Annotated in this window: 26 protein-coding genes; 7 read left to right on the plus strand and 19 right to left on the minus strand. The window is 70.1% G+C overall.

What is annotated here, in order from left to right; translation table 11 throughout:
* Positions 1 to 71 precede the first annotated feature (71 nt).
* Complete coding sequence (locus tag AB0E78_RS37725; protein ID WP_361842935.1) at positions 72 to 740, plus strand: TrkA family potassium uptake protein; 669 nt, start codon at positions 72 to 74, stop codon at positions 738 to 740.
* Complete coding sequence (locus AB0E78_RS37730; protein WP_361842937.1) at positions 740 to 1,417, plus strand: TrkA family potassium uptake protein; 678 nt, start codon at positions 740 to 742, stop codon at positions 1,415 to 1,417. Before AB0E78_RS37725 ends, AB0E78_RS37730 begins: the two co-directional genes overlap by 1 nt.
* Before the next feature lie 72 nt (positions 1,418 to 1,489).
* Here the strand turns inward: AB0E78_RS37730 and AB0E78_RS37735 are convergent, their stop codons facing one another.
* The 12 genes from AB0E78_RS37735 to AB0E78_RS37790 all read right to left on the minus strand — a co-directional run bounded on the left by AB0E78_RS37735 (position 1,490) and on the right by AB0E78_RS37790 (position 14,423).
* On the minus strand, positions 1,490 to 2,218 hold the full coding sequence (locus tag AB0E78_RS37735) for a DUF3159 domain-containing protein (RefSeq protein ID WP_361842940.1): 729 nt from the start codon (positions 2,216 to 2,218) through the stop codon (positions 1,490 to 1,492).
* Between the two features lie 3 nt (positions 2,219 to 2,221).
* Entirely contained in the window at positions 2,222 to 2,620 is a 399-nt protein-coding gene (locus AB0E78_RS37740) for an OB-fold nucleic acid binding domain-containing protein (protein ID WP_361842943.1), read from the minus strand.
* An 89-nt stretch (positions 2,621 to 2,709) separates the two neighbouring features.
* Positions 2,710 to 3,393: a response regulator gene (locus AB0E78_RS37745; protein ID WP_361843186.1), complete on the minus strand. Its 684-nt coding sequence runs from the start codon at positions 3,391 to 3,393 to the stop codon at positions 2,710 to 2,712.
* A gap of 44 nt (positions 3,394 to 3,437) precedes the next feature.
* Positions 3,438 to 5,984: a sensor histidine kinase KdpD gene (locus AB0E78_RS37750; RefSeq protein WP_361842946.1), complete on the minus strand. Its 2,547-nt coding sequence runs from the start codon at positions 5,982 to 5,984 to the stop codon at positions 3,438 to 3,440.
* A 167-nt stretch (positions 5,985 to 6,151) separates the two neighbouring features.
* Positions 6,152 to 7,378 carry an alginate lyase family protein gene (locus AB0E78_RS37755; protein ID WP_361842948.1) on the minus strand — a complete coding sequence of 409 codons (1,227 nt, stop codon included), beginning with the start codon at positions 7,376 to 7,378 and terminating at the stop codon, positions 6,152 to 6,154.
* A 210-nt stretch (positions 7,379 to 7,588) separates the two neighbouring features.
* Positions 7,589 to 8,269, minus strand: a complete 681-nt coding sequence (locus tag AB0E78_RS37760; RefSeq protein ID WP_361842951.1) for a potassium-transporting ATPase subunit C — start codon at positions 8,267 to 8,269, stop codon at positions 7,589 to 7,591.
* 24 nt (positions 8,270 to 8,293) lie between these two features.
* Positions 8,294 to 10,438 (minus strand): potassium-transporting ATPase subunit KdpB, encoded by a 2,145-nt coding sequence (gene kdpB / locus AB0E78_RS37765; RefSeq protein WP_361842953.1) that lies wholly within the window; start codon positions 10,436 to 10,438, stop codon positions 8,294 to 8,296.
* The gene (kdpA, locus tag AB0E78_RS37770; protein ID WP_361842957.1) at positions 10,435 to 12,099 is read right to left on the minus strand and encodes a potassium-transporting ATPase subunit KdpA; all 1,665 of its coding nucleotides are present in this window, start codon (positions 12,097 to 12,099) and stop codon (positions 10,435 to 10,437) included. Before kdpA ends, kdpB begins: the two co-directional genes overlap by 4 nt.
* An 8-nt stretch (positions 12,100 to 12,107) precedes the next feature.
* Positions 12,108 to 12,197: a K(+)-transporting ATPase subunit F gene (gene kdpF, locus AB0E78_RS37775; protein ID WP_033264828.1), complete on the minus strand. Its 90-nt coding sequence runs from the start codon at positions 12,195 to 12,197 to the stop codon at positions 12,108 to 12,110.
* Between the two features lie 333 nt (positions 12,198 to 12,530).
* Positions 12,531 to 13,304 (minus strand): DUF3710 domain-containing protein, encoded by a 774-nt coding sequence (locus tag AB0E78_RS37780; RefSeq protein ID WP_361842960.1) that lies wholly within the window; start codon positions 13,302 to 13,304, stop codon positions 12,531 to 12,533.
* Position 13,305: 1 nt separating this feature from the next.
* The gene (gene dut, locus AB0E78_RS37785) at positions 13,306 to 13,812 is read right to left on the minus strand and encodes a dUTP diphosphatase (protein ID WP_361843189.1); all 507 of its coding nucleotides are present in this window, start codon (positions 13,810 to 13,812) and stop codon (positions 13,306 to 13,308) included.
* Between the two features lie 26 nt (positions 13,813 to 13,838).
* On the minus strand, positions 13,839 to 14,423 hold the full coding sequence (locus tag AB0E78_RS37790; protein WP_361842962.1) for a PaaI family thioesterase: 585 nt from the start codon (positions 14,421 to 14,423) through the stop codon (positions 13,839 to 13,841).
* Positions 14,424 to 14,481: 58 nt separating this feature from the next.
* On the opposite strand from AB0E78_RS37790, the gene AB0E78_RS37795 reads away from it, so the two are divergent.
* Complete coding sequence (locus AB0E78_RS37795) at positions 14,482 to 14,928, plus strand: DUF3093 domain-containing protein (RefSeq protein ID WP_361842964.1); 447 nt, start codon at positions 14,482 to 14,484, stop codon at positions 14,926 to 14,928.
* A gap of 30 nt (positions 14,929 to 14,958) precedes the next feature.
* Here AB0E78_RS37795 and AB0E78_RS37800 read toward each other — a convergent pair whose 3' ends face one another.
* From AB0E78_RS37800 to AB0E78_RS37815, 4 genes are all read right to left on the minus strand, one after another.
* Positions 14,959 to 15,909 carry a hypothetical protein gene (locus AB0E78_RS37800; protein ID WP_361842966.1) on the minus strand — a complete coding sequence of 317 codons (951 nt, stop codon included), beginning with the start codon at positions 15,907 to 15,909 and terminating at the stop codon, positions 14,959 to 14,961.
* 13 nt (positions 15,910 to 15,922) lie between these two features.
* Positions 15,923 to 16,219, minus strand: a complete 297-nt coding sequence (locus AB0E78_RS37805; protein WP_055544889.1) for a DUF4193 domain-containing protein — start codon at positions 16,217 to 16,219, stop codon at positions 15,923 to 15,925.
* Between the two features lie 393 nt (positions 16,220 to 16,612).
* Positions 16,613 to 17,845: a HAMP domain-containing sensor histidine kinase gene (locus tag AB0E78_RS37810; RefSeq protein ID WP_361842969.1), complete on the minus strand. Its 1,233-nt coding sequence runs from the start codon at positions 17,843 to 17,845 to the stop codon at positions 16,613 to 16,615.
* A 6-nt stretch (positions 17,846 to 17,851) separates the two neighbouring features.
* Positions 17,852 to 18,505, minus strand: a complete 654-nt coding sequence (locus tag AB0E78_RS37815; RefSeq protein ID WP_135331070.1) for a response regulator transcription factor — start codon at positions 18,503 to 18,505, stop codon at positions 17,852 to 17,854.
* A 305-nt stretch (positions 18,506 to 18,810) separates the two neighbouring features.
* On the opposite strand from AB0E78_RS37815, the gene AB0E78_RS37820 reads away from it, so the two are divergent.
* A complete protein-coding gene (locus AB0E78_RS37820; protein WP_190082458.1) occupies positions 18,811 to 18,984 on the plus strand; it encodes a hypothetical protein in 174 nt (57 codons plus the stop codon).
* 78 nt (positions 18,985 to 19,062) lie between these two features.
* On the opposite strand, the gene AB0E78_RS37825 is transcribed toward AB0E78_RS37820, so the two are convergent.
* On the minus strand, positions 19,063 to 19,875 hold the full coding sequence (locus tag AB0E78_RS37825; RefSeq protein WP_361842973.1) for an inositol monophosphatase family protein: 813 nt from the start codon (positions 19,873 to 19,875) through the stop codon (positions 19,063 to 19,065).
* Positions 19,876 to 19,904: 29 nt separating this feature from the next.
* Complete coding sequence (locus AB0E78_RS37830) at positions 19,905 to 21,032, minus strand: ferrochelatase (protein WP_361842976.1); 1,128 nt, start codon at positions 21,030 to 21,032, stop codon at positions 19,905 to 19,907.
* 144 nt (positions 21,033 to 21,176) lie between these two features.
* Between AB0E78_RS37830 and AB0E78_RS37835 the strand changes: the two genes are divergently transcribed.
* Positions 21,177 to 22,427 (plus strand): MFS transporter, encoded by a 1,251-nt coding sequence (locus AB0E78_RS37835; protein WP_361842979.1) that lies wholly within the window; start codon positions 21,177 to 21,179, stop codon positions 22,425 to 22,427.
* A complete protein-coding gene (locus AB0E78_RS37840; protein WP_361842981.1) occupies positions 22,375 to 23,706 on the plus strand; it encodes a D-arabinono-1,4-lactone oxidase in 1,332 nt (443 codons plus the stop codon). Before AB0E78_RS37835 ends, AB0E78_RS37840 begins: the two co-directional genes overlap by 53 nt.
* 23 nt (positions 23,707 to 23,729) lie before the next feature.
* Here the strand turns inward: AB0E78_RS37840 and AB0E78_RS37845 are convergent, their stop codons facing one another.
* Complete coding sequence (locus AB0E78_RS37845) at positions 23,730 to 24,986, minus strand: hypothetical protein (protein WP_361842984.1); 1,257 nt, start codon at positions 24,984 to 24,986, stop codon at positions 23,730 to 23,732.
* A 462-nt stretch (positions 24,987 to 25,448) separates the two neighbouring features.
* Between AB0E78_RS37845 and sepH the strand changes: the two genes are divergently transcribed.
* The gene (gene sepH, locus AB0E78_RS37850) at positions 25,449 to 26,546 is read left to right on the plus strand and encodes a septation protein SepH (RefSeq protein WP_361842986.1); all 1,098 of its coding nucleotides are present in this window, start codon (positions 25,449 to 25,451) and stop codon (positions 26,544 to 26,546) included.
* The last annotated feature ends 143 nt before the right edge of the window (positions 26,547 to 26,689 follow it).

Below are 26,689 nucleotides of genomic sequence, written 5' to 3' on the forward strand. Positions count from 1 at the left end.
TGGGCGTCGGTCTGAGACGCTTTTACCGTTCAGCCTGAGCAAAGAGTATTGACACAGCCGGAAGGACGGGCGTGCACATCGTCATCATGGGCTGCGGGAGAGTCGGATCGGCTCTCGCGCAAACCCTGGAACAACAGGGGCACACGGTCGCCGTGATCGACCAGGACCCCACCGCCTTCCGCCGTCTGGGCTCCGGCTTCGGCGGCCGTCGCGTCACCGGCATCGGCTTCGACCAGGACACCCTGCGCGAGGCCGGCATCGAGGAGGCGGGCGCCTTCGCCGCGGTCAGCAGCGGCGACAACTCGAACATCATCGCTGCCCGCGTGGCCCGCGAGATGTTCGGCATCGAGAACGTCGCGGCCCGCATCTACGACCCCCGGCGAGCCGAGGTCTACCAGCGCCTGGGCATCCCCACCGTCGCCACGGTCCGCTGGACCGCCGACCAGATGCTGCGCAGGCTGCTGCCCTCCGGGTCCGAGCCGCTGTGGCGCGACCCCACGGGCGGCGTGCAGCTCGCCGAGGTACACACGTCCACGTCCTGGATCGGCCACAAGATCAGTGAGCTCCAGGAGGAGACCGGCGTACGCGTGGCCTTCCTCACCCGGCTGGGCGAGGCGGTCCTGCCGACCTCGCAGACGGTGCTCCAGGAGGGTGACCTGGTGCACGTGATGATGCGCACCGACGAGGTCGAGAAGGTCGAAGCGGCGTTCGCCGAAGGCCCCGAGGAAGGCGGTCAGTGATGAGGGTCGCCATTGCCGGAGCAGGCGCGGTGGGACGTTCCATCGCCGGTGAGCTCCTGGAGAACGGGCACGAGATCCTGCTCATCGACAAGGCGCCGACCGCCATCTCGGTCGAGCGCGTCCCGCAGGCGGAGTGGCTGCTCGCCGACGCCTGCGAGATCACCTCCCTCGACGAGGCGGCGCTCCAGCGCTGCAACGTGGTGATCGCCGCGACCGGCGACGACAAGGTCAACCTCGTCGTCTCGCTGCTCGCCAAGACCGAGTACGGCGTCCCGCGGGTCGTGGCCCGCGTGAACAACCCCAAGAACGAATGGCTCTTCAACGAGTCCTGGGGCGTCGACGTCGCCGTCTCGACCCCGCGCCTGATGTCCGCGCTCGTCGAGGAGGCGGTGAGCGTCGGTGATCTCGTCCGGCTGCTGCGCTTCAGCCACGGCGACGCGAACCTCGTCGAGCTGACGCTGCCGCCCGAGTCGGCGCTCGCCGGCACGACGGTCGGCGACGTGCAGTGGCCCGAGGACACCTCGCTGGTCACGATCATCCGCGGCACGCGCGTCCTCGCGCCCACCCCGGACGATTCCCTGGAGGCGGGCGACGAGCTCCTCTTCGTGGCCGCCCAGGCCCGCGAGGAGCAGTTGGAGGACCTCCTGTCGGTACGCCGGGAGGACGCGGCGAGCTGACTCCGCGCTTCTACGCGGATGGGGGGCGCCCGGTGTCTACCGGGCGCCCCCCATCTCGTACATCTGCTGCTCTCAGACCTCGCGGCGCTCCGCCTCGCGCTCCTTCTCCGCCTTCTCCGCTGCTTCCATCTCGGCGAAGACGTCGATCGGCGCGGGTGCCTTCGCGAGGAAGACCCAGGTCAGCCAGACGGCGAGCAGGAAGGGCGGGATCTTCAGGGCGATCAGGACCCAGCCGAACTGGGTGGTGTCCGCCCACCAGTAGAGCGGGAAGAGGATCGCGCACTTGGCGAGCAGGATCAGGCCCCAGGCCCAACTGGCCTTCGTGTACGCCTTCTTGCGGCCCGGGTTGCGGGTCCGCCAGGAGAGGTTCTCCTTGAACACCGGGCCGAGGATCAGGCCGATCAGCGGGACACCCGCGATGGCCGTGACGATGTAGGCGAGGGCGAGGCCCAGGGTGTAGAGCATGCCCGGCAGATAGAAGTCCTTGGCATTGCCGGTCATCATCGCGAAGACCACGCCGAAGGCGACACCGAAGACACCGCTGAAGGCGTGCTTGACGGTGTCCTTCGTGATCAGACGGACCGCCACGAGGACCAGGGACACCGCGAGGGCCGCGATGGCCGACATGTGCAGGTCCTTGTTGATCGTGAAGATCGTCACGAAGAGGAGGCCCGGGACGACGGTCTCCACCATGCCCCGCAAGCCGCCGAAGGCCTCGAAGAGCGCGGCCTCGGTCACGGCCCTGGAATCAGCTTCCTGATCCGTGCTTCCTTGGTCCGCAGGCTTGTCGAGGGACGTCACCGGCTACTCCCGTCCGAGGGGTCTGAGTTCGTATTTCGGGTTGAAGAGCACCCGGCGGCCCCGGCTCATCGAGACCCGGCCGGACGCGATCAGCCTGCGCCCCGGCTCTATCCCCACGATGGAGCGCCTGCCGAGCCACACCACGTCCAGAGCCGCGGAACCGTCGAACAGCTCCGCCTCCAGGGCGGGGACGCCGGCGCGTGGTCGCAGGGTGACCGTGCGCAAGGTACCAGTAACCGTGACTATCTGGCGGTCGTGGCAGTCTCCGATGCGGGTGCATCCAGCCGTCGCGGAATCCTCGCGCAGCTCCTCCGACTCCAGATCCTCCTGGGAGGAGGACAGCCGGTCGAGCATGCGCCGGAAACGGCCTGCCGGCTTCTCGGAACCAGGAACAGCACTCATACAGGAAGCGTACCGGGGGGCGCCGACAGCGCCGCAATGGGTGCGCTCATCTGTGCTTATGCCCGCTCAGCACCGCCTTGACCCTTGACTCATCGCTCGAACCTGTAACCCATTCCCGGCTCGGTGATGAAGTGCCGCGGATGCGCGGGATCCGCCTCCAGCTTGCGGCGCAGCTGCGCCATGTAGACGCGCAAGTAGTTCGTCTCCGTACCGTACGAAGGGCCCCACACCTCCTGGAGCAGCTGCTTCTGGCTGACCAGGCGCCCGGTGTTGCGCACCAGGACTTCGAGGAGATGCCACTCGGTGGGCGTCAGGCGTACGTCCCGCCCGTCGCGGTGGACCTTCTTGGCGGCCAGGTCGACCGTGAAGTCCTCGGTGTCCACCATCACGTCGTCCTCGCCCGCTCCGGTGGGCTCCGCCCTGCGGATGGAGGCCCGCAGCCGGGCCAGGAGCTCGTCCATGCCGAAGGGCTTGGTGACGTAGTCGTCGGCGCCCGCGTCGAGCGCCTCGACCTTCTCGTCCGAGCTGTGCCGCGCGGAGAGCACCAGGATCGGGACGCGCGTCCAGCCGCGCAGGCCCTTGATGACCTCGACCCCGTCCATGTCGGGCAGACCGAGGTCGAGCACGATCACGTCGGGGTGGCGTGCGGCGGCGAGCTGGAGCGCGGTGGCTCCGTCCGGGGCCGCGTCCACGTCGTACTTGCGCGCCTTCAGGTTGATCACGAGGGCGCGTACGATCTGCGGCTCGTCGTCGACCACGAGCACCCGGGTCATCCGTACCTGCCTTTCGGGCTTCTGGGTCTTGTCGGTGGTGGCGGTCATGAGGTCATGTGCGCGGAGAGGTCCGGCAGGGCCTGTGGTCCGCCCGCCGCCGCCCGCAGGGTGAGAACCATGGTGAGACCCCCTCCGGGGGTGTCCTCGGCCTCCAGCGTGCCTCCCATGGACTCGACGAAGCCGCGTGCGACCGCGAGGCCCAGGCCGACGCCCGCGCCGCGCGGAGCGTCACCGTAGCGCTGGAACGGCTCGAAGATGCGGTCCTTGGCGGCATCCGGGACGCCGGGGCCGCGGTCCACGACGCGCAGCTCGACGCGGTCGCCGAGCGTGCTCGCGGAGACCAGGACCGGCTCGGCGTCGAGGCTGTACTTGACCGCGTTCTCGACGATGTTGGCGACGGCGCGCTCCAGGAGGCCCTTGTCGACGGAGACCATGGGCAGCGTCTCGGGGATGTCGAGGTCCGCGCTGCCGTCGGGGACGCCGCCGAGCGCCATCGGGACGACCTCGTCGAGGTCGATCGCGCGGATCAGCGGGGTGACGGTGCCGGTCTGCAGGCGGGACATGTCCAGGAGGTTGCCGACCAGGTGGTCCAGGCGGTCGGCGCCGTCCTCGATGCCTTCGAGGAGCTCGGCCTGGTCCTCCTCGGACCAGGCCACGTCGTCGGAGCGCAGGGACGAGACGGCGGCCTTGATGCCCGCCAGGGGCGTCCGCAGGTCATGGCTGACGGCGGCGAGCAGCGCCGTGCGGATGCGGTTGCCCTCGGCGAGGGTGCGGGCCTGGTCCGCCTCGGACTTCAGGCGCTGGCGGTCCAGGACGACGGCGGCCTGCGCGGCGAACGCGGCGAGCACCCTGCGGTCCTCGGCGGGCAGCACCCTGCCGGACAGGGCGAGCGCCATGTGGTCGCCCACCGGCATGTCCACGTCGGCGTCCTCGGGGCGGTCGAGCATGCGGCCCTCACCGACCCGGCCCGCGCAGGTCCAGGGGGCGACGTCGCTCGCGCGCTCCAGGAGGGCCACCGAGTCCATGCTGAAGGTCTCGCGTACGCGTTCGAGGAGGGCGTCCAGCGAGGTCTCGCCGCGCAGCACGCTGCCCGCGAGGAAGGAGAGTATCTCCGACTCCGCGCGGAGCCTGGCGGCCTGGTGGGTGCGGCGGGCTGCGAGGTCCACGACGGAGGCCACGGAGATCGCGACGCCCACGAAGACGATGATCGCGACGATGTTCTTGGAGTCGGAGATCGTCCACAGGTGCTGCGGCGGCGTGAAGTAGTAGTTCAGGAGCAGCGAGCCGAACGCCGCCGACGCCAGGGCCGGCAGGAGCCCGCCGAGCAGTGCGGCGGCGACCGTGAGCGTCAGGAACAGCAGCATGTCGTTGGCGAGGCCCAGGTTCGCGTCCACATGGGTCAGGAGCAGCGTCAGGAGCGCCGGGCCGCCCACGCCCACCAGCCAGCCCCAGATGCTGCGGGAGCGCCCGAGCCGGGCCCCGCGCGCCACGGGCAGGCCGCGGCCCTTGGCGACCTCGCCGTGCGTGACGATGTGGACGTCCAGGTCGGGGCCCGAGTCGCGGGCCACCGTGGCGCCGACGCCGGGTCCGAAGATGTACTGCCAGGTCTTGCGGCGCGAGGAGCCGAGGACGATCTGGGTGGCGTTCACGCCACGGGCGAAGTCGAGGAGCGCGGCCGGTATGTCGTCGCCGATGACGTGGTGGAAGGTGCCGCCCAGGTCCTCGACGAGCGTGCGCTGGACCGCGAGTTCCTTGGGCGAGGCCGCGGTGAGGCCGTCGCTGCGGGCGATGTAGACGGCGAGGATCTCGCTGCCCGAGCCCTTGGCGGCCATCCGGGATGCGCGGCGGATCAGCGTGCGGCCCTCGGGACCGCCGGTGAGGCCGACGGCGATGCGCTCGCGGGCCTGCCAGGTGGAGCGGATGCCGTGCTCGCCGCGGTACTGCTGGAGGTATTCGTCGACCCGGTCGGCGACCCAGAGCAGAGCGAGTTCGCGCAGGGCGGTGAGGTTGCCGGGCCGGAAGTAGTTGGACAGGGCCGCGTCGACCCGGTCGGGCTTGTAGATGTTGCCGTGCGCCATGCGGCGGCGCAGCGCCTGGGGCGACATGTCGACGAGCTCGATCTGGTCCGCGCGCCGCACCACCTCGTCCGGCACGGTCTCGCGCTGCCGTACGCCGGTGATCGACTCGACGACGTCGCCGAGGGACTCCAGGTGCTGGATGTTCACGGTCGAGACGACGTCGATGCCCGCGGCGAGGAGTTCCTCGACGTCCTGCCAGCGCTTGGCGTTGCGGGAGCCGGGGACGTTCGTGTGCGCCAGTTCGTCCACGAGGGCGACGGCGGGGGCGCGCTCCAGGACGGCGTCGACGTCCATCTCGGTGAAGAGGGTGCCGCGGTAGTCCAGGTCCTTGCGGGGCACCTGCTCCAGGCCGTGCAGCATCACCTCGGTGCGGGGCCTGTCGTGGTGCTCCACGAAGGCCACGACGCAGTCGGTGCCGCGCTCGATGCGGCGGTGCGCCTCGGACAGCATGGCGTACGTCTTGCCGACGCCCGGTGCCGAACCGAGGTATATCCGAAGCTTGCCGCGTGCCATGGCCCCATTGTCTTCCCGAATCCGCTCTGTACGCAGTGTCGACCTTACGGCCAGCAATTCCGACAAAACGGACCAGGGGGCGTCCGGGTGCGCTCCTTGACACAACCCTGATGGGGCAGAGGCCGGGCGCCGGTGTCGTCACCGGGCGCCCGGCCGAAAGGTGTGGATCAGCTGGGGTTGTCGGCGTGGGTCAGGGTCTCCCAGGCGACGAACAGGTTGTTGGAGCCCGCGGGGCGGTTCTTCTCGGTGAGCTTCTGGGTGTTGCTCATGGCCTGGCCGAGGCGGCTGTGGAGCGCGTTGTAGCCGACCTCGGTGACGGGCCCGAGGCCCCGGTCGAGCGAGCCGCCGCAGAGCGAGCTCGGCGGGGCCTCGCCCAGCTCATACTTGGCCTGGAAGCCGAGGCCCTGGCGCAGCCGCTCGCCGACGTCGGTCTTGTAGAGGTCCTCGCCCTGGATGCGGCTCGTCTCGGCGACATGGGAGATCGCGGAGAGTCCGTACCCGGTGTGGGTGAAGTCGCGGCACGTCTCCTGGGTGAGCCCGGTGGTGAAGGTGCCCTGCCCCTGCCAGTACTTGACGATCTTCGCGCGGGTGTCCAGGTTCTGGCTGGGCACGGTCTTCGGCAGGTCGCCGTCGGAGGCGAGATAGACGTACGCGGCGGTGCGCGTACGGAACTTCGCCATCGCCTTGTCGTACGACCCCTTGTCCTCGATGAAGACGGAGATGCCGATGGCGGCCTCCATCATCGACAGCTCCCAGTTGCCGTTGGAGTTGGAGCCGTTGATGATCTCGGGCAGGTAGACGGTGCGCAGCATCGTCGCGAAGCGGCCCGAGTTGCCCCAGCCCCCGGTGTACGTGTGCTTGATGATCTCGGCGGCCCTGGGCCAGGAGGAGCCCGCCCAGCCGGTCTGCAGGGGCGCGTTGCTGTTGGTGTGGTCCTTGATGGTGCCGGACCAGGCGTCCATCAGCTCGATGGACTTCTTGGCGTAGCGCTCGTCACGGGTGATGTACCAGGCGAGTGCCGTGGTGTACGCGGCTATCGCGTCCTCGCGCTCGTCGGTGCACCCGTAGTTGGGGTCGGAGTAGGAGCCGCACTCGACGACCGCGCGGGGCTCGGGCGTGCGGGACAGGGAGGCGTACTTGCTTCCCATCATCTGGTCGTAGGCGCCCTTCCAGGGCTGGGCGCCGGCGTTGACCTTCTCCCGGGTGAAGTCCAGCTGTCCGCGCGAGACGGTGACTCCGGGGTGCGCGAAGGTGCCGGGCGCGGCGTCCGCGCGCTCGGCGCCGGGCCAGGCGAGGAGGGCGGCGACCAGGGTGGTCACCACGGAGGCGAGGGTCGCGAGGACTGCCGTGCGGGATCTGCGGCGGTGGCGCACGGGTGTGGGGGTGTCAGCCATGCGAAGGGCCATCCATTCTCGTAAGTTCTCGTATGTGAACTTCAAGTACCTTTCTGAACACGCGTGTTGGGCCGAGACCATAAGTACGGACCAGGCTTCCGTCAAGGCGTGAAGTTGCCGGTGCCGTGCACGCGAAAACGCGGGGCCTCTGCCGGGAAAGGCAGAGGCCCTGCTCAGAGAGTCGACGAAGGGGGCGGCGGAGGGGCTTCGTCAGCGGCTTCGCGCCACGAGCTCCTTCAGCGCGATGTTGAGCTGGAGGACGTTGACGCGGGGCTCGCCCACGAAGCCGAGGATCCGGCCGTCGGTGTGCTCGTCGACCAGTTTCACGACCTTGTTCACGGCGAGGCCGTTCTTCGCGGCCACCCGGTGCGCCTGCAGGTCCGCGTACGCCGGGGAGATGTGCGGGTCGAGGCCCGAGCCGGACGAGGTGACGGCCTCCGCCGGCACGTCCGAGGGCCTGACCTTGAAGCCGGCCGTGGAGTTGTCCTTGACCACGGCGGCCTTGGCGGCCCTGACGTTCGCGATCAGGTCCTCGTTGTCGCCGGACAGGTTCGTCGCCCCGGACAGGATCAGGCTGTACTGGGTGTTCACGCCCGCGTCCTGGTTGGAGCCGAGGCCGTTGGACGGCCGGGGCTGGAACCACTTCAGGTCGGGCGCCGCCGCCTCCTGGCCCTTCTTCAGCGGCAGGTCGTACCGCTGCCCGATGAGCTCGGAGCCGACGACCTTGCCCTCGCTCGTGATCTCGGACCCGTTGGCCTTGCTGTTGAAGAGCCCCTGGGCGATGCCCGTCACGGCGAGCGGATAGAGGACACCGCAGATCACGGTCAGCACGAGCAGGGCACGCAGGCCCGCGCCCAGCAACCGTGCCGTGCTTGAAACGGAGTTGTTCATGACGATCAGCACGCTTTCCAGAAATTACAGCCCGGGGATGAGGGAGATGACCAGGTCGATGATCTTGATGCCGATGAACGGCGCGACGAGACCGCCGAGCCCGTAGATCCCGAGGTTGCGCCGCAGCATCTTGTCGGCGCTCATCGGCCGGTAGCGCACCCCCTTCAGGGCCAGCGGCACGAGGGCGATGATGATGAGCGCGTTGAAGATGACGGCGGAGAGGATCGCCGACTCCGGGGACGACAGGTTCATGATGTTGAGCTTGTCGAGGCCCGGATAGACCACCGCGAACATGGCGGGGATGATCGCGAAGTACTTCGCGACGTCGTTGGCGATCGAGAAGGTCGTCAACGCGCCCCGGGTGATCAGGAGTTGCTTGCCGATCTCGACGATCTCGATGAGCTTGGTGGGGTTGGAGTCCAGGTCCACCATGTTCCCGGCCTCCTTGGCGGCCGAGGTGCCGGTGTTCATCGCCACGCCCACGTCCGCCTGGGCGAGCGCGGGCGCGTCGTTGGTGCCGTCCCCGGTCATCGCGACGAGCTTGCCGCCGGCCTGCTCCCGCTTGATCAGCGCCATCTTGTCCTCGGGCGTGGCCTCGGCGAGGAAGTCGTCCACGCCCGCCTCGTCCGCGATCGCCTTGGCGGTCAGCGGGTTGTCCCCCGTGATCATGACGGTCTTGATGCCCATGCGCCGCAGCTCGTCGAACCGCTCCCGCATGCCTTCCTTGACGACGTCCTTGAGGTGGATGACGCCCAGTACGCGCGCACCCTTGTCGTCCTCGACGGCGACCAGCAGCGGCGTGCCTCCGGCCTGCGAGATCCTGTCGGTCAGGGACCGGGCGTCCTCCGAGACGGTGCCGCCGTTCCCGGTGACCCAGTCGACGACCGAACCGGTCGCGCCCTTGCGGACCTTGCGTCCGCCGCCGCCCTCGACGAGGTCGACGCCCGACATCCGCGTCTGCGCGGTGAAGGCGACCCACTCGGCCCCCTCCAACTCGCCCTGGTGGCGCTCGCGAAGCCCGTACTTCGCCTTCGCCAGTACGACGATGGAGCGGCCCTCCGGCGTCTCGTCGGCCAGCGACGAGAGCTGGGCGGCATCCGCGAGCTCGGCCTCGGTCGTCCCGCGCACCGGCACGAACTCGGCGGCCTGCCGATTGCCCAGCGTGATGGTGCCCGTCTTGTCGAGCAGCAGCGTCGAGACATCGCCCGCGGCCTCGACGGCCCGCCCCGACATCGCCAGGACGTTGCGCTGGACCAGGCGGTCCATGCCCGCGATGCCGATCGCGGAGAGCAGCGCACCGATGGTCGTCGGGATCAGGCACACCAGGAGCGCGGCCAGCACGATCATGGACTGCTCGGCACCGGCGTAGACGGCGAACGGCTGGAGCGTGACGACGGCGAGCAGGAAGACGATGGTGAGGGACGCGAGCAGGATGTTGAGCGCGATCTCGTTGGGCGTCTTCTGGCGGGCCGCGCCCTCGACCAGGTTGATCATCCGGTCGATGAACGTCTCGCCCGGCTTGGTCGTGATCTTGATGACGATGCGGTCGGAGAGGACCTTCGTGCCGCCGGTGACGGCGGACCTGTCACCGCCCGACTCCCGGATGACCGGGGCCGATTCGCCGGTGATCGCCGACTCGTCGACGCTCGCCACCCCCTCGACGACGTCTCCGTCGCCGGGGATCACATCGCCCGCCTCGCAGACCACGAGGTCGCCGATGCGCAGGCCGGTGCCGGGCACCTGCTCCTCGGCCGTGCCGTTCAGCCGGCGCGCGACCGTGTCGGTCTTGGCCTTGCGCAGGGTGTCCGCCTGCGCCTTTCCGCGGCCCTCGGCCACCGCCTCCGCCAGGTTGGCGAAGACCGTGGTCAGCCAGAGCCAGACCGCGATCGCCCAGCCGAACCAGTCCCCCGGGTCCTTGACCGCGAGGACGGTGGTGATCACCGAACCGACGAGCACCACGAACATCACGGGCGACTTGACCATCACCCGCGGATCGAGCTTCCGCACGGCGTCCGGGAAGGACTTCAGGAGTTGCTTGGGGTCGAACAGACCCCCGCCGACACGGCCGCTGTCCGGGTGCCCCACGGGCACGTCCTGGTGCGGCGCACGGGTGGGAGTGGCGGTGGACATGGAGCCGGGCTCCTCTGGCTTCTTTATGTCGGTGGTCATGACGCCAGCCCCTCCGCGAGCGGCCCGAGGGCGAGCGCGGGGAAGTAGGTCAGACCGGTGATGATCATGATGGTGCCGACCAGCAGGCCGGTGAACAGCGGCTTCTCGGTGCGCAGGGTGCCCGCCGTCGCCGGGATCGGCTTCTGCTCCGCCAGCGAACCCGCGAGCGCGAGGACGAAGACCATCGGCAGGAAGCGGCCGAGCAGCATCGCGAGTCCGATCGTGGTGTTGAACCAGTTCGTGTCCGCGCTCAGTCCGGCGAACGCCGAACCGTTGTTGTTGGCGCCCGAGGTGTAGGCGTAGAGGATCTCGGAGAAGCCGTGCGCCCCCGAGTTGAGCATCGAGTCCTTGGGCGTCGGCAGCGCCATCGACACCGCCGTGAAGCCGAGCACCAGGGCGGGGGTGATGAGGATGTAGCAGGCCGCCAGCTTGATCTCGCGGGTGCCGATCTTCTTGCCCAGGTACTCGGGCGTACGGCCCACCATCAGCCCGGCGATGAACACCGCGATGATGGCCATGATCAGCATGCCGTACAGGCCCGACCCCGTACCGCCGGGTGCGATCTCGCCCAACTGCATGCCCAGGAGGTCGAGTCCGCCGCCGAAACCGGTGTTGGAGGAGTGGAAGGAGTTGACCGCGCCCGTCGAGGTCAACGTCGTGGCGACCGAGAAGATCGCCGACCCCGCGATCCCGAACCGCGTCTCCTTGCCCTCCATCGCGCCGCCCGCGACATCGAAGGCGGGAGCCCCGTGGTGGAACTCCGTCCACATCATCAGGGCGGTCAACCCGACCCAGATCGTCACCATCGTCGCCAGGATCGCGTAGCCCTGCCGCACGCTGCCGACCATGCGGCCGAAGGTGCGGGTCAGGGCGAACGGGATCACCAGGATGAGGAAGACCTCGAACAGGTTGGAGAGACCGTTCGGATTCTCGAAGGGGTGGGCGGAGTTGGCGTTGAAGTAGCCGCCTCCGTTGGTGCCCAGCTCCTTGATGACCTCCTGGGAGGCCACCGCCCCGCCGTTCCACTCCTGGCTGCCGCCGAGGAACTGGCCGACGCCGTGGATGCCGGAGAAGTTCTGTATCGCACCACAGGCGACGAGGACGAGCGCGCCGATCACCGAGATCGGGATGAGGATGCGGACGACACCGCGCACCAGGTCGGACCAGAAGTTCCCCAACTCCCCCGTCCGCGAGCGGGCGAAGCCCCGCACCAGGGCCACCGCGACGGCGATGCCCACGGCCGCGGACACGAAGTTCTGCACCGCGAGGCCGCCGGTCTGCACGACGTGGCCCATGGCCTGCTCGCCGTAGTACGACTGCCAGTTGGTGTTCGCCACGAACGACGCGGCGGTGTTGAAGGCCTGGTCCGGGTCGATCGACTTGAAGCCGAGCGACCCGGGCAGCGAGCCCTGGAGCCGCTGCAGGAGGTACAGGAACAGCACGCTCACGGCGGAGAAGGCGAGCACCCCGCGCAGATAGGCGGGCCAGCGCATCTCGGCGTCCGGGTTGGCGCCGATGCCCTTGTAGATCCACTTCTCGACGCGCAGATGCTTGTCGGAGGAGTAGACCTTGGCCATGTGGTCGCCGAGCGGGCGGTAGGCCAGGGCGAGCGCCACGAACAGCGCCAGGAACTGGAGCGCACCAGCAAGAACAGGGCTCATATCCGTACTCAGAACCTCTCCGGGAACACGAGAGCGAGGACGAGATAGCCCAGCAGGGCGACGGCCACGACGAGACCGACGATGTTCTCGGCAGTCACAGCTTCGCCACCCCCTTGGCGATGAACGCCACCAGCGCGAATACCGCGATCGTGGTGACGACGAAGGCCACGTCGGCCATCGTGTGCTCCTAGATGAGATGCGAATGATCTGACCTCTTGAGCAAACCTCCTCCGTGGCCGGAAACGACCGCCGTTGACGGCTCCCTGACGTCCGCCGGTGCTCCCTTGACGACTCTCTTACGTCTGTCCGCTCGGCACCGCTCCGACCTGCGAAAACGCCGGTGGGCCGCACTCCCAGAAGGGAGTACGGCCCACCGGCCCGCACCTCGCGGTCAGGGCACCCTCAGGCGCCCGCGCACGTTCCGCAAGCGCCTAGCGCACCTCGGTGATCTCAGGTCCGCGCTGGAGCTGGCCCATGCCGCCCGAGAAGCGCGAGCCCTCCTGCTGCTCCTGCTGGACGGTGCCCTCGGCGACCATCTGCGCGTCGTCCGGCAGCTTCAGGACGATCGGGTCACGGGGCGCCATCGGGCCATCGCCGCGCACGATGACGGTGTCCCGGAAGATCTGCTCCAGGAGACCCGCTGCCTGCGGCTGCACCGCGCCCTGGCCGGAGATGACCCCGCGCAGGAACCACCGCGGACCGTCGACACCGATGAAGCGCACGACCTGCACGCCGCCCGTGCCGTCCGGCAACTGCACCGGCACCTGCGCACGCAGCTCCCAGCCGAGGGGGCCCTCGACCTCGTCGATGACACCACCCTGCTGGGTGATGCCCGAGGCGATCTCCTCGCGGACCTCGCCCCAGATGCCCGCCTTCTTGGGGGCGGCGAAGCCCTGGAGCTGGATGGCGCTGTCCTGGAGCACGACCGTCGCGGCGACGATCGCGTCACCCGCGACCTCCACGCGCAGTTCCATGCCCTCGACGCCGGGTACGAAGAGGCCGCCCAGGTCGACACGGCCCTCGCCGGGCTCGCGGACTTCCGATACGTCCCAGGGACCGTCGGGACGGGGCTCGGGCTCGAGCCTCACGCGCGACGGCGCCGCGGCCGAGTCGTCGGTGCCTGCACCGTCACGGTCCTCGACGCCCTGCTCGGCCTCGCCCGCCGCGTCCTCGGCGGCACTGTCCTTCTTGCGACGTCCGAACACGTCACTGTCCTTCCCGGTCAGATACGACCGATGCGTATCGATTCCCACCCGTTTTGTCACCCGAGCCTGCGCCCACAGCGGCATGGCCGCCGGTGGACCCGAAGCCCCCCTCGGCCCGCGCCGAGCCGGGAAGCTCCGCCACCTCGCGGAAGCGCACCTTCTCGACCTGCTGGACGACCAGTTGGGCAATCCGGTCGAAGCGCTCGAACCGCACGCGCTCGCGCGGGTCGAGATTCACCACGATCACCTTGATCTCTCCACGGTACCCGGCATCCACCGTCCCTGGGGCATTCACCAGGGCGACACCGCAGCGGGCGGCGAGACCGGATCGCGGGTGCACGAAGGCCGCGTACCCCTCCGGCAGCGCGATAGACACGCCGGTGGGCAGTACCGCCCGTTCACCCGGGGCGAGTTCGCACCCTTCGGTGGTCCGCAGATCCGCTCCGGCGTCACCGGGCTGCGCGTACGAGGGCAGCGGTACCTCGGGGTCGACGCGGCGGATCAGCACGTCGAGCTCCGGACGGGTTGCGGGGATCACGGGTTCACCTCGAAGGCACGTGCGCGGCGGAGCTGGTCCGGGTCGTCCATGGCGGCCCGGATCTCCTCCGGACGGCCGTTGTCGATGAAGTGGTCGACCTTGACCTCGATGAAGAGGGCCTCGGCACGGACGGCCACGGGCCCCTCGGGGCCGCCGATCCGCCCGGTGGCCCGGGAGTAGATCTTCCGTCCGGCGACGGCGGTCACCTCGGCCTCGAGGAAGAGCACGGTGCCCAGCGGAACGGGCCGCACGAAGTCGGTCTCGAGCCGGCCGGTCACGGCGATCACCCGCAGCAGCCAGTTCAGCGAGCCGAGCGTCTCGTCGAGCGCCGTGGCGAGCACCCCGCCGTGGGCGAGGCCCGGAGCGCCCTGGTGGGCCTCCCGGACGGTGAACTCGGCGGTGACGCCCACGCCTTCACCGGCACGTGCCGCGAGGTGCAGCCCGTGGGCCTGTCCTTCGCCACAGCCGAAACAGTGCTCGTAGTGGGCTCCGATGAGCTCGCCGGGGGCGGGCGCGTCGGGGTGGCGGACGGGCGCTATTGCGTCGGCCGGGGGCGTCAGAGCTGCTGAAGTACCACTCACAGCCGCAGACCTTACCCGCGAGTCCGCGCACACAGCTCATCGTGCCAAGCTTGCATACATGCAGCCTTACGAAGAACGCCTGACGGCGCCCCGTTCCTGGTGGCTTGTCTCGCTCCTGGTCGGCGTCGCGATGGCGCTGATCATGCTCCCCTTCGGCACCCTGCCGCTGCTCGGCGGCCTGGTCGCCGGGACGGCGGTCGCCGCGGTCGTCACCAGTTCGTACGGCTCCCCCCGGATCCGCGTGGTGGCGGGCTCGCTCGTCGCGGGCGACGCGAAGATCCCGGTCTCCGCCCTGGGTGAGCCCCAGGTGCTCGACGCGGAGGAGGCGCGCGCCTGGCGCGGTCCGAAGGCCGACCCGCGCGCCTTCATGCTGCTGCGCGCCTACATCCCCACGGCGCTGCGCGTGGAGATCACGGACCCGCAGGACCCGACTCCGTACGTGTACGTGTCGACGCGGAACCCCGAGGCGCTGGCGGCGGCGCTCACGGCGGTCCGGACCTCGTAGGTTCCGGGGTCGTTCCGGGGGCCTGCCGCGTCAGCGCCCCAGCTCCTTGGACGGCTTGGCCGCGCGCAGCGGGTGCAGGGGGTCGAGAGGCTTGACGGGCTGCTCAAGGGGCGGCAGCTCCGGCAGGGCGTCCCAGGACACCTGCGACCTCCGCAGGTCCGCACGGACCCGCTCAGCGAGCTTCCTGGTGTCCCGGCGGTTCATCACCGCCCCGACCGCGGCGCCCACCATGAAGGGCATCAGGTTCGGGAGGTTTCGCACCATGCGCTTCATGATCTGCTGGCGCAGCTCGCGCTTCATCTGTCCGCCGAGCGCCGCGTTGATCGACGCGGGCTTCACCACGTCGATGCCGCGCTCCTCGGTCCACGCGGTGAGGTAGGCGGAGCTTCGCTCCTTGAGGTTGCCCGGCGGGCGCCGGCCGTAGACCTCGTGGAGTTCGGCGATCAGCTTCAGCTCGATCGCCGCGACCCCGGTGATCTCGGCGGCCATCTCCGCGGGCATCGCGGGCGGCACGGGCATCATCGCGGCGGCGCCGACCCCGGCACCGACCGTCGAGGTCGCGTTGGCGGCGCCGGAGATGAGTTTGTCCGCGAGCCGCTCGGCGTCCAGGCCCGGGAACTGTCTGCGAAGGGTGTTCAGGTCGCGGATCGGGACCCGCGGGGCGTTCTCGATGATCCGGTCGGCGAGATAGCCGATGCCGGCCTTGGCGCCGCGTCCGCTCTTGCGCACGCCCGCCTTGACTCCGTCCGTGACGGCGGCAACCCGGCCCATGGACACATGGGTCCAGGACGCCTTGTCGGCCGCCGTCTCGTCGTGTGCCACCTCTGGTGCCACCTCTGGGACGTTCGCCGGTCCGAGCGAGGCCGTTCCTGTGGGGGAAAAGCCCCGCTCGTCGTCACGCACGCCGTCGGGGACGGCGCTTTCTTGGTCCGCTCCGCGCTTGCGGAAGCGGCGCTTCCTCGGCGGGGTCGAGCCTGTCACGGCCGACCCTGCCCTAGTCGCAGTCGCGGCAGATCGGCTGGCCGTTCTTCTCCCTGGCCAGCTGGCTGCGGTGGTGCACCAGGAAGCAGCTCATGCAGGTGAACTCGTCCTGCTGCTTCGGGAGCACCCGAACGGCGAGCTCCTCGTTCGAAAGATCCGCGCCGGGCAGTTCGAGGCCCTCTGCGGCCTCGAACTCGTCGACGTCTACGGCTGACGTCGACTTGTCGTTCCGACGTGCCTTGAGTTCCTCGATGCTGTCCTCGTTGACGTCATCGTCGGTCTTACGTGGGGTGTCGTAGTCCGTTGCCATGTCGCTCTCCCCCTCTGGGTGTCTGCGGTGTCTCAGCGCACGTAACGCGTGAGAGGCCGGACTTGTGCCCGACCTGAGGCGGAGATTTTGCCTCACATCAAGGTCTGTTACTCAATCGACACCCAACCGCACCCCTGAAGAGGTGATCGGTTTGGATGGCGATCGGGACCGTACACGGTCCGAATGTCGCACTTCACAGGCGCCACCCCGTGTACTTCCCGTGATCAAGACCCCTGAAAACCCGGATTTTCCCGGCTTTCCGACGACTTTCACGATCACGGAGAGTAGATGGCCGAAAATTCGCCCCTGTGATCGATCGCACACGAAATTTCCAGGAACAGGTCCCGAAAATTCCGCGCAAAGCGAACATCGCGGCGCGTCCGCGGCAGCATCTCAGAGAGGAAGGGTGACTCGCATCACGAGCCCTCCCCCCTCGCGCGGCTCCGCGATGATACGGCCCCCGTGGGCCCGCGCCACCGACCGGGCGATCGACAGGCCGAGTCCCACGCCCTTGTCGCTGCCCGTGCGCTCGGTCCTGAGCCGCCGGAACGGCTCGAAGAGGTTGTCGATCTCGTACGCGGGCACCACGGGGCCCGTGTTCGACACCACCAGGACCGCCTGACCGTGCTGGGCCTCCGTCGTGACCTCGACCCAGCCCCCGTCCGGCACGTTGTACCTGACGGCGTTCTGGACGAGGTTCAGGGCGATCCGCTCCAGGAGGACGCCGTTGCCCTGGACGACGGCCGCGCCCCGGCCCCCGCGGACCTCCACGCCCTTCGCGTCCGCCTCGGCGAGCACCTGGTCGACGGCGCGGTCGGCGACCTCGGCGAGGTCGACCGGCTTGCGCTCCACGATCTGGTTGTCGCTCCGGGCGAGCAGCAGCAGGCCCTCCACGAGCTGCTCGCTGCGTTCGTTGGTCGCCAGGAGCGTCTTGCCGAGCTGCTGGAGCTCGGGGGGCGCCCCCGGATCGGAGAGGTGCACCTCGAGCAGCGTGCGGTTGATCGCGAGCGGGGTGCGCAGCTCGTGCGAGGCGTTGCCGACGAACCGCTGCTGGGCGGTGAAGGCCCGCTCCAGGCGGTCCAGCATCTCGTCGAAGGTGTCCGAGAGCTCCTTCAACTCGTCGTCGGGTCCGTCCAGTTCGATGCGCCGGGACAGGTCCGTGCCGGCCACCCTGCGCGCGGTGCGCGTGATGCGGCCGAGCGGGGACAGGACGCGGCCCGCCATCGCGTAGCCGAAGGCGAAGGCGATCACCGCGAGCCCCAGGAGGGCGAGCAGCGAGCGGCTCAGGAGGTTGTCCAGGGCGTCCTGGCGCTGTTCGTTGACGCAGTGGTTCATGGCGCTGTTGAGCTCGCCGGCGGACGGCTCGTGCGGGAAGTTGCAGGTGGTGCTGGCCACCTGGCCGGACACGATCTTGAACGGCAGGTCGCTGCCCACGTTCAGGGCCTGCGCGGCGAGCAGGTAGATGATCGAGAGCAGCAGGATGCCCGCGATCAGGAACATGCCGCCGTACAGCAGCGTGAGCCGTATGCGGATCGTGGGGCGCAGCCACGGGAAGGGCGGTTCGGCCTTCCTGGGGTCCCAGGTGGGTTTCGGGGGCGCCGCCGGTGGCGCCGGGGTCGCGGCCACCGGGGATCAGATCCGGTAGCCGGAGCCGGGCACCGTCACGATGACGGCGGGCTCGCCGAGCTTTCGCCGCAGGGTCATGACGGTCACCCGGACCACGTTCGTGAACGGGTCGGTGTTCTCGTCCCAGGCCTTTTCGAGCAGCTGCTCGGCGGAGACGACAGCACCCTCGCTGCGCAGCAGCACCTCGAGGACGGCGAACTCCTTGGGGGCCAGTTGGATCTCCTTGCCGTCGCGGAAGATCTCGCGGCGGTTCGGGTCGAGCTTGATCCCGGCGCGCTCCAGGACCGGCGGGAGCGGCACGCTCGTACGCCTGCCGAGGGCACGCACGCGTGCCGTGAGCTCGCTGAACGCGAACGGCTTGGGGAGATAGTCGTCGGCGCCGATCTCCAGGCCCTCGACGCGGTCGCTGACGTCGCCCGACGCGGTGAGCATCAGGACGCGGGTCGGCATGCCGAGCTCGACGATCTTGCGGCAGACGTCGTCCCCGTGCACGAGCGGGAGGTCCCGGTCGAGCACCACGACGTCGTAGTCATTGACCCCGATGCGTTCCAGGGCGGCCGCTCCGTCGTACACGACGTCGACGGCCATGGCCTCCCGGCGCAGTCCGGTGGCCACCGCATCGGCGAGCAGCTGCTCGTCCTCGACGACGAGTACGCGCACGGCGCTGTCCTTCCTCTGTGCCCCTGCGGGCAGGTCTGTTCCTGGGGTGTGGCCTCCATCCTGCCCCTTTCGGCCATAAACCGGCTGTAAGGCGTTGTCCTGGCCCGGGAATGCGGGATTTTCTCCGACGGTTGAGGTTTCCGTGGAAGAGAGCGAGGGGAGGACGACCTCACACCCCGCGATCACGCTTTGTATGTGGCGCGCCACAACCCGCTTTCTCCAGGGCGGCTTGAGACGTGATCGCCCCTTCTTGAACGGCACACCCCCGTGCCATCGACCCACGACCCAGCCGAGGGGGCGCAACCATGGACGCTTTTACCGCAGGACTGCTGCAGCGCATAAAGGCCACGGAGTCCGACCTCACGATGGCCCGTGAGACGGGCGACGACTTCCTTGCCGAGGTCGAGCAGGCCGAGCTGGAGGATCTGCACCGGCTGGCCGCCGAGCACGGCGTGGAGGTCGGCGTGCTGCACGCCTGATCCATTCGTACGCAGAGGGGCCCCGGCATCCGTGGACGAGATGCCGGGGCCCCTCTGCGTGCGGATTCGTGCGGCCCGTCAGTCGTGCCAGGCGCCGAGCTCCTCCAGGCGGCCCTGCAGGTCCTCGAAGAGGCCGGGTGGGGCCGCGATGGTCAGCTCGCCCGTGGGTGCCTCTCCGGGGCGTCCACCGGTCAGCGCGCCCGCTTCCCGCGCGACGAGGTCACCGGCCGCGAAGTCCCACGGGTTGAGGCCGCGCTCGTAGTACGCGTCCAGCCGGCCCAGCGCCACGTCGCACAGGTCGATCGCCGCCGAGCCGCCGCGGCGGATGTCCCGGACCAGCGGGATCAGCTGCCGGGCCACCTCGGCCTGGTGGGCGCGGCGCTCGGCGATGTACCCGAACCCCGTGCCGACGAGGGCTTGTTCGAACGGGGGCGCGGGGCGGGTGTGCGCCGGATCGTCGTTGACGAAGGCGCCCTCTCCGAGGACGGCCCGGTAGGTCTCGCCGCGCATCGGGGCGTGCACCACGCCGACCAGCGTCTCGCCGTCCTTGCGGGCCGCGATGGACACGGACCAGTCCGGGCGTCCGTACAGGTAGTTGACGGTGCCGTCGATCGGGTCGATCACCCACTGGACGCCGCTGCTGCCCTCGGAGCTCGCGCCCTCCTCGCCGAGCACACCGTCGTCCGGCCTGCGCTCGGCGAGGAAGCCGGTGATCAGCTTCTCGGAGGCGATGTCCATCTCGGTGACGACGTCGACCGCGCTGGTCTTCGTGGCGGCCACGCCCAGGTCGTCCGGGCGCCCGTCGCGCAGGAAGGCGCCGGCGCGGTGCGCGGCCTCCAGGGCGACGCCGAGGAGTTCGGCCTTCAGCTGCTGGTGTGCGGGGTCGGTCACGGTGCTCCTCGTGCCTTCGCTGTCGGCGGTCACGCGTACGGGCTGTCGGCGCCCGCAGCCGCGGGCTTGGGCGCGCGGGCCGGGCAGCAGCCCACCGGGCACAGGTCATGGCTCGCGCCGAGCGCGCCCAGGGCGCAGGGCGTGACCGCGCGCCCGCTCTCCGCACCGGCCCGCTCCAGGACGAGATCCCGCACCGCGGCGGCGAACCGCGGGTCGGCACCGACCGTGGCGGAGCGGCGGACCGGCAGGCCCAGCTCGGCGGCCTTCGCCTCGGCCTCGGTGTCGAGGTCGTACAGCACCTCCATGTGGTCCGAGACGAAGCCGATCGGGACCATGACCACCGCGGGCGCGCCCGCCGCCTGCCGCTCCTCCAGGTGGTCGCAGATGTCCGGCTCCAGCCACGGGATGTGCGGGGCGCCGCTGCGCGACTGGTAGACGAGCTGCCAGGGGTGCTCGACGCCGGTCTCCTCGCGCACCGCCCCGGCGATGAGCCGGGCCACGTCCAGGTGCTCCGCAACGTACGCGCCGCCGTCCCCGTGGTCCTCGACACGGCCCGAGGTGTCGGCGGCGGCGGTCGGGATGGAGTGCGTCGTGAAGGCCAGGTGCGCCCCCGCACGCACGTCCTCGGGGAGGTCCGCCAGGGACTTCAGGACCCCGTCGATCATGGGGCGGACGAAGCCGGGGTGGTTGAAGTAGTGCCGCAACTTGTCGACGCGCGGCACCTCGAGCCCCTCGGAGGCGAGCACGGCGAGGGAGTCGGCCAGGTTCTCGCGGTACTGCCGGCAGCCCGAGTACGAGGCGTACGCGCTGGTCGCGAGGACGAGCACCCGGCGGTGGCCGTCCCGGACGAGCTCGCGCAGGGTGTCGGTCAGATAGGGCGCCCAGTTGCGGTTGCCCCAGTAGACCGGCAGGTCGAGGCCGTGCTCCGCGAAGTCCTTGCGCAGGGCGTCGAGCAGGGCGCGGTTCTGGTCGTTGATCGGGCTGACCCCGCCGAACTGGAAGTAGTGCTGCCCCACTTCCTTGAGCCGCTCCTTGGGGATGCCGCGGCCCCGTGTCACGTTCTCCAGGAACGGGACGACGTCGTCGGGGCCTTCGGGGCCACCGAACGAGAGCAGCAGCAGGGCGTCATAGGGAGAGGCATCGAGCGCATCGGACATGCATCCGATCCTGCCACCCGTCACTGACAGCCGAAAATCATGGTGCGTCCGGCCCTGTCGCGAACGTAAGCTGTATAGGCCATCTTTACGCCTTACCGGGGCCCCTTCGTAGGAAGCCGCCCCGGCGCCTCAGCGGAGTCCCACGTGCCAAGCCCCTACCGCGCCATCTTCGCCGCCCCCGGCACCAAGGGGTTCTCGACGGCGGGGTTCCTCGGCCGGATGCCGCTGTCGATGATGGGCATCGGCATCGTGACGATGGTGTCCCAGCTCACGGGGCGGTACGGGCTCGCGGGCGCGCTCTCCGCGACCGTCGCGCTCTCCGCGGCCGCGATCGGCCCGCAGATCTCGCGTCTCGTCGACCGGTACGGCCAGCGCCGCGTGCTGCGCCCCGCGACCCTGGCATCCCTGGTCGCGGTCGCCGGTCTGCTGCTCTGCGCGAAGTACGGGCTTCCGGACTGGACGCTCTTCGCCTTCGCCGCCCTGGTCGGATGCGTGCCGAGCGTGGGCTCGATGATCAGGGCGCGCTGGGCGGTGCTCTACCGGGACACCCCGCAGCTGCACACCGCGTACTCCTTCGAGTCCGTGGTGGACGAGATCTGCTTCATCTTCGGGCCGATCATCTCGATCGGTCTCTCCACGGTGTGGTTCCCGGAGGCCGGGCCGCTGCTCGCCGGGGTCTTCCTCGCCGTGGGCGTCTTCTGGCTGACGTCCCAGCGGGCCACCGAGCCCGTGCCGCACGGCCGTGAACACCACACCAAGGGCTCGGCGTTGCGCTCCGGAGGGCTGCAGGTCCTGGTCGCGACCTTCGCGGCGACGGGTGCGATCTTCGGCTCGATCGACGTGGTGACCGTCGCGTACGCCGAGGACCATGGCCACAAGGCGATGGCCAGCCTGGTCCTGGCGGTGTACGCGCTCGGCTCCTGTGTGGCCGGGGCGGCCTTCGGGCTCATGCACTTCAAGGGCGCTCCCGCACCGAGGTGGCTGCTGGGCGTCTGTGCGATGGCCGTGAGTATGATCCCGCTTCAACTGGTCGGGAACCTTCCGTTGCTGGCCGTGGCGTTGTTCATCGCGGGCCTCTCCATAGCGCCGACCATGATCACGACGATGGCCCTCGTCGAACAGCACGTACCACGCGCGAAGCTGACCGAGGGCATGACCTGGGTGAGCACCGGACTCGCGGTCGGCGTCGCGCTCGGCTCCTCCGCGGCCGGCTGGGTCATCGACGCGGCCGGATCGGACGCCGGGTACGCGGTCCCCGGTCTGTCCGGGGCCGTCGCGGTGGCGGTCGGGTTCCTTGGGTATCGCCGGCTGAAGAGGCCGGTTCCGCAACGGGGAGGGACCCATGAGCACGGCAGCGGGCACGGGCAGCGGGAAGAGCGCGGCAGCATGGCGTAACTGGGCGGGCAATGTCACCGCCCGTCCGGTCAGGGAGGTCACTCCCGCGTCGGTCGACGAACTCACCGCCGCGCTGCGGCAGGCCAGGGAGGACGGCCTCAAGGTGAAGCCGGTCGGCACGGGCCACTCCTTCACCGCCGCCGCGGTGACCGACGGCCTCCTGATACGCCCCGAACTCCTCACCGGCATCCGCAGGATCGACCGCGAGGCCGGCACCGTCACGGTGGAAGCGGGCACTCCGCTGAAGCGCCTGAACGCGGCGCTCGCCCGCGAGGGCCTCTCGCTCACGAACATGGGCGACATCATGGAGCAGACGGTCTCCGGCGCCACCAGCACCGGGACGCACGGCACGGGCCGCGATTCGGCGTCGATCTCCGCGCAGATCAAGGCTCTTGAGCTGGTCACCGCGGACGGCACGGTCCTCACCTGCTCGGAGAAGGAGAATCCCGAGGTCTTCGCCGCGGCCCGGCTCGGCCTCGGCGCACTCGGGGTGATCAGCGCGATCACCTTCGCCGTGGAGCCTGTCTTCTTCCTCACCGCCCGCGAGGAACCGATGACCTTCGACAAGGTCACGAGCGAGTTCGACGCGCTCTACGCCGAGAACGAGCACTTCGAGTTCTACTGGTTCCCGCACACCGGCAACTGCACCACCAAGCGCAACAACCGCAGCACGGGCCCCGCTGACCCGCCCGGCCGGGTCAGCGCCTTCGTGGAGGACGAAGTTCTCTCCAACGGCCTCTTCCAGGTGGTCAACACGATCGGCAGGGCCGTCCCCGCGGCCATCCCCGGCATCGCCAGGATCTCCAGCAAGGCGCTCTCCGCCCGCACCTACACGGACATCCCCTACAAGGTCTTCACGAGCCCGCGCCGCGTGCGCTTCATGGAGATGGAGTACGCCGTTCCGCGGGCGGCCCTCGTGGAGACGCTGCGCGAGCTGAAGGCAATGGTGGAGCGCTCGAACCTGCGGATCAGCTTCCCCGTGGAGGTCCGTACGGCCCCCGCGGACGACATCACGCTCTCCACGGCCTCGGGCCGGGAGAGCGCGTACATCGCCGTCCACATGTACCGGGGCACGCCCTACCAGGCGTACTTCACCGCCGCCGAGCGGATCTTCACCGCGCACGAGGGCCGGCCCCACTGGGGCAAGATCCACACCCGCGACGCCGCCTACTTCGCGCAGGCCTATCCGCGCTTCGCCGAGTTCACGGAGCTGCGCGACCGCCTGGACCCGGACCGCATGTTCGACAACGCCTACTTGCGCCGTGTCCTGGGCGACTGAGGACCGCCTAAGGGGGTGGCCGCCTACGGGGTGGCGGTCTCTCCCCGCTGGACGTCGTTTCCGTTTCCGGTGTCGTCGCCGCTCGACGGGGTCGGCGTCGGAGTCGGGGTGGGGGTCGGCGTCGGGGTCGGGTCCGTCTTCGAACCGCCGTCGTCCCCGGAGCCCGTACCGGAGTCCGATCCCTTGTCGGGGTCGCCCTTCGAACCGGAGTCCGATTCATTGCCGTTGTCCGGGGTCTGCGACTGCGATCCGTCCGGGTCCTGCGACGCGTCGCCGCCCTGCCGCGAACCGTCGTCCGTACCCGTGGAAGAACCGTCGGACGGCTGCCCGGAGGGATCGGTCGAGGGCGTGGGCCGCTCGTCCGGCGAGCTGTTCCGGCCCGAGAAGCCGTTGCTGATCGTGGTGCCGTGGCCCCCGCTGAAGTCCTCGCCGGAGACGATCTCGTACGTCGTGATGCCGGCCATGGCGACGCCGAAGACGACCGCGGCCGCGATCAACGGCCGTTTCCAGCTCTTGACCCGGGTGCGGTGCGTGGTGCCGTGGGTGAACTCGTCCGAGGGAAGCGGTGACACCGTCGGCTGCTCCGGCACGACCGGGGCCGCCTGCCGCAGGACGCGGGTCGCCTCCTCCCGGGGCACCAGCTGCGTGGCGTCGACCGAGCCGAGCAGCTGCGTCTTCTCGGGGTCGACGTCGGCGACGGCGTCGGTGTCCACCATGGGCAGCAAGGTCGTGCGGTCCGCGTCGGGGCCGGTCACCGGCAGCAGAGTCGTGCGGTCCGCGTCGGCATCCGTCACCGGCAGCACGTTCGTGCGATCCGCTTCATCGATGGCCGGAGGCAGCACGGAGGCCGCGTCCGGCTCGGCCGCTCTCCCCCACGTCGTCGTCACGGGCCCCGCCCCGGTGTGCGCCGCCGCACCCGTGTACGCCGCCGCTCTGAACGTCTCCGCCACCGGCGCACCCGAGCCGTCGGTCAGCGGAACCTGCCGCGCCCTCGGCTTGGCCTGCACGGTGACGTCACGTATCTGCTCGCCCGTGCGCCGGAAGAAGTGCTGGAAGACCGTGCCGCCGCAGGTCGCGACCGCACTGACCACACCCGCACCGAGGATCGTGCCGTAGACGCCGAAGCTCGACGCGAGCTTCGCCGCCACGACCGCGGCCACGGCGCTCCCCGCCACCTGCGGCACACTCAGGTCGAGGCGCCGCTTCTCCTTCGGCTCCGTCGAGCCGTCCGGCTCCGCCTGGTCCCTCGACTCCTTGCCGGAATCCGGCTTTTCACGCATCTCCGACCCTTGCCTGCCTTTCTCGACTGTCTGCACGAGAAAGGGACGTATGGGTGAAGTGGATAGTTCCGTTTCTGGAGATTCCGTGAAGTGTGCCACTCATGCACCACCCTGCCCGGGTATCCCGGGGCGCCAACTCCCGTCTCCCACGAGAAGTTCGGCGGCGCGGCGGACCACCCGCGTGGCCCGAATGGAGTACTGTTGCGAGCCCTGGGTCCGGTCTCCCACCTGGGTGCCCGGGGCCTTCCAGGACCGCCGGGAGGGGGCTCGCTGCACAGGGTGACCAAAGTGGTCACCGAGAGTTGCGAAAAGGTAACCGTGCCATAACGGCGACCTTGGGCCCATGCCCGACACGCCGGGCAACTCGGCAAGGTTGTGGCAGGCTGCACCCGGGCAGGCCACACTCGACTAGCGGAAGCAGCGACGCACGTGACGTCGGCAGGCACCACCCGGGAGGTCCCCATGCCCGAACTGCGTGTCGTGGCCGTCAGCAACGACGGCACACGGCTGGTGCTCAAAGCTGCGGACAGCACGGAGTACACGCTTCCGATCGACGAGCGGCTGCGCGCCGCCGTGCGCGGCGACCGTCCGCGTCTCGGCCAGATCGAGATCGAGGTGGAGAGCCACCTCCGCCCCCGCGACATCCAGGCGCGTATACGTGCCGGTGCCAGCGCGGAGGAAGTCGCCTCGCTCGCTGGAATCCCCGTCGATCGCGTCCGCCGCTTCGAGGGACCCGTGCTCGCCGAGCGCGCCTTCATGGCCGAGCGGGCCCGGAAGACCCCCGTGCGCCGTCCCGGCGAGAACACCGGACCCCAGCTCGGCGAGGCCGTCTCGGAGCGGCTGCTCCTGCGCGGCGCCGACAAGGAGACCGTCCAGTGGGACTCCTGGCGCCGCGACGACGGCACCTGGGAGGTCCTGCTCGTCTACCGCGTCGCGACCGAACCGCACTCCGCGAGCTGGACGTACGACCCGCCGCGGCGGCTCGTACAGGCCGTGGACGACGAGGCCCGCTCGCTGATCGGCGAGACGGACGACATCGCCGCGCCCGAGCCCAGCTTCCCGTTCGTGCCGCGCATCGCCCGGCTGCCCCGGGACAGGCCCTCGCTCGACCGGCCGCTTGACCGCGCCCTGGACCGGCAGTTGGAGCGCCCGAGCGCGCCGCTGCCCCCGGAGCCCCTGGAGGAGGGCGCGGCCACCGCCGCGACCGCCGCCGTCTCCGAGTCGGAGCGGGACTCGCTCACCAGCCTCCTGGAGGCGGTGCCGAGCTTCCGCGGCGACATGATCGTGCCGGAGCGCCCCGCGCTCCCGCCCACGGATCTCCCGCCCGCCGAAGAGGCCGAGCAGGACCCGGACGCCGAGGAGCCGCCCGCGGCATCGGCCGGGGCAGGTGCCGCGTACGCGGACGTCCTGATGCCGCGCTCGGTGGCCAGCCACCGCGACCGCCTCGTCGGCACCACCGACCGCCAGGCGGAGGCCGACGGCGTCCGTCCCGGGCGGCGCGCTGCGGTGCCCAGCTGGGACGAGATCGTCTTCGGCACGCGCCGCAAGAAGCAGGAGTAGCGAGCAGCGAGTAGCACCGCGCAGTACCTCGCAGTACGTCGTCGGGGCCCCCGCCGGGGCCGGGGGGGGGGGCCCCGGGGCGTCCGCGGGGCGGCGGGGGGGCGGGCCCGGGGGGCCCGGGGGGGGGGGGGCCCTCCGCCGTC

It is taken from the genome of Streptomyces sp. NPDC032198, assembly GCF_040636975.1.
Lineage (GTDB): Bacteria > Actinomycetota > Actinomycetes > Streptomycetales > Streptomycetaceae > Streptomyces.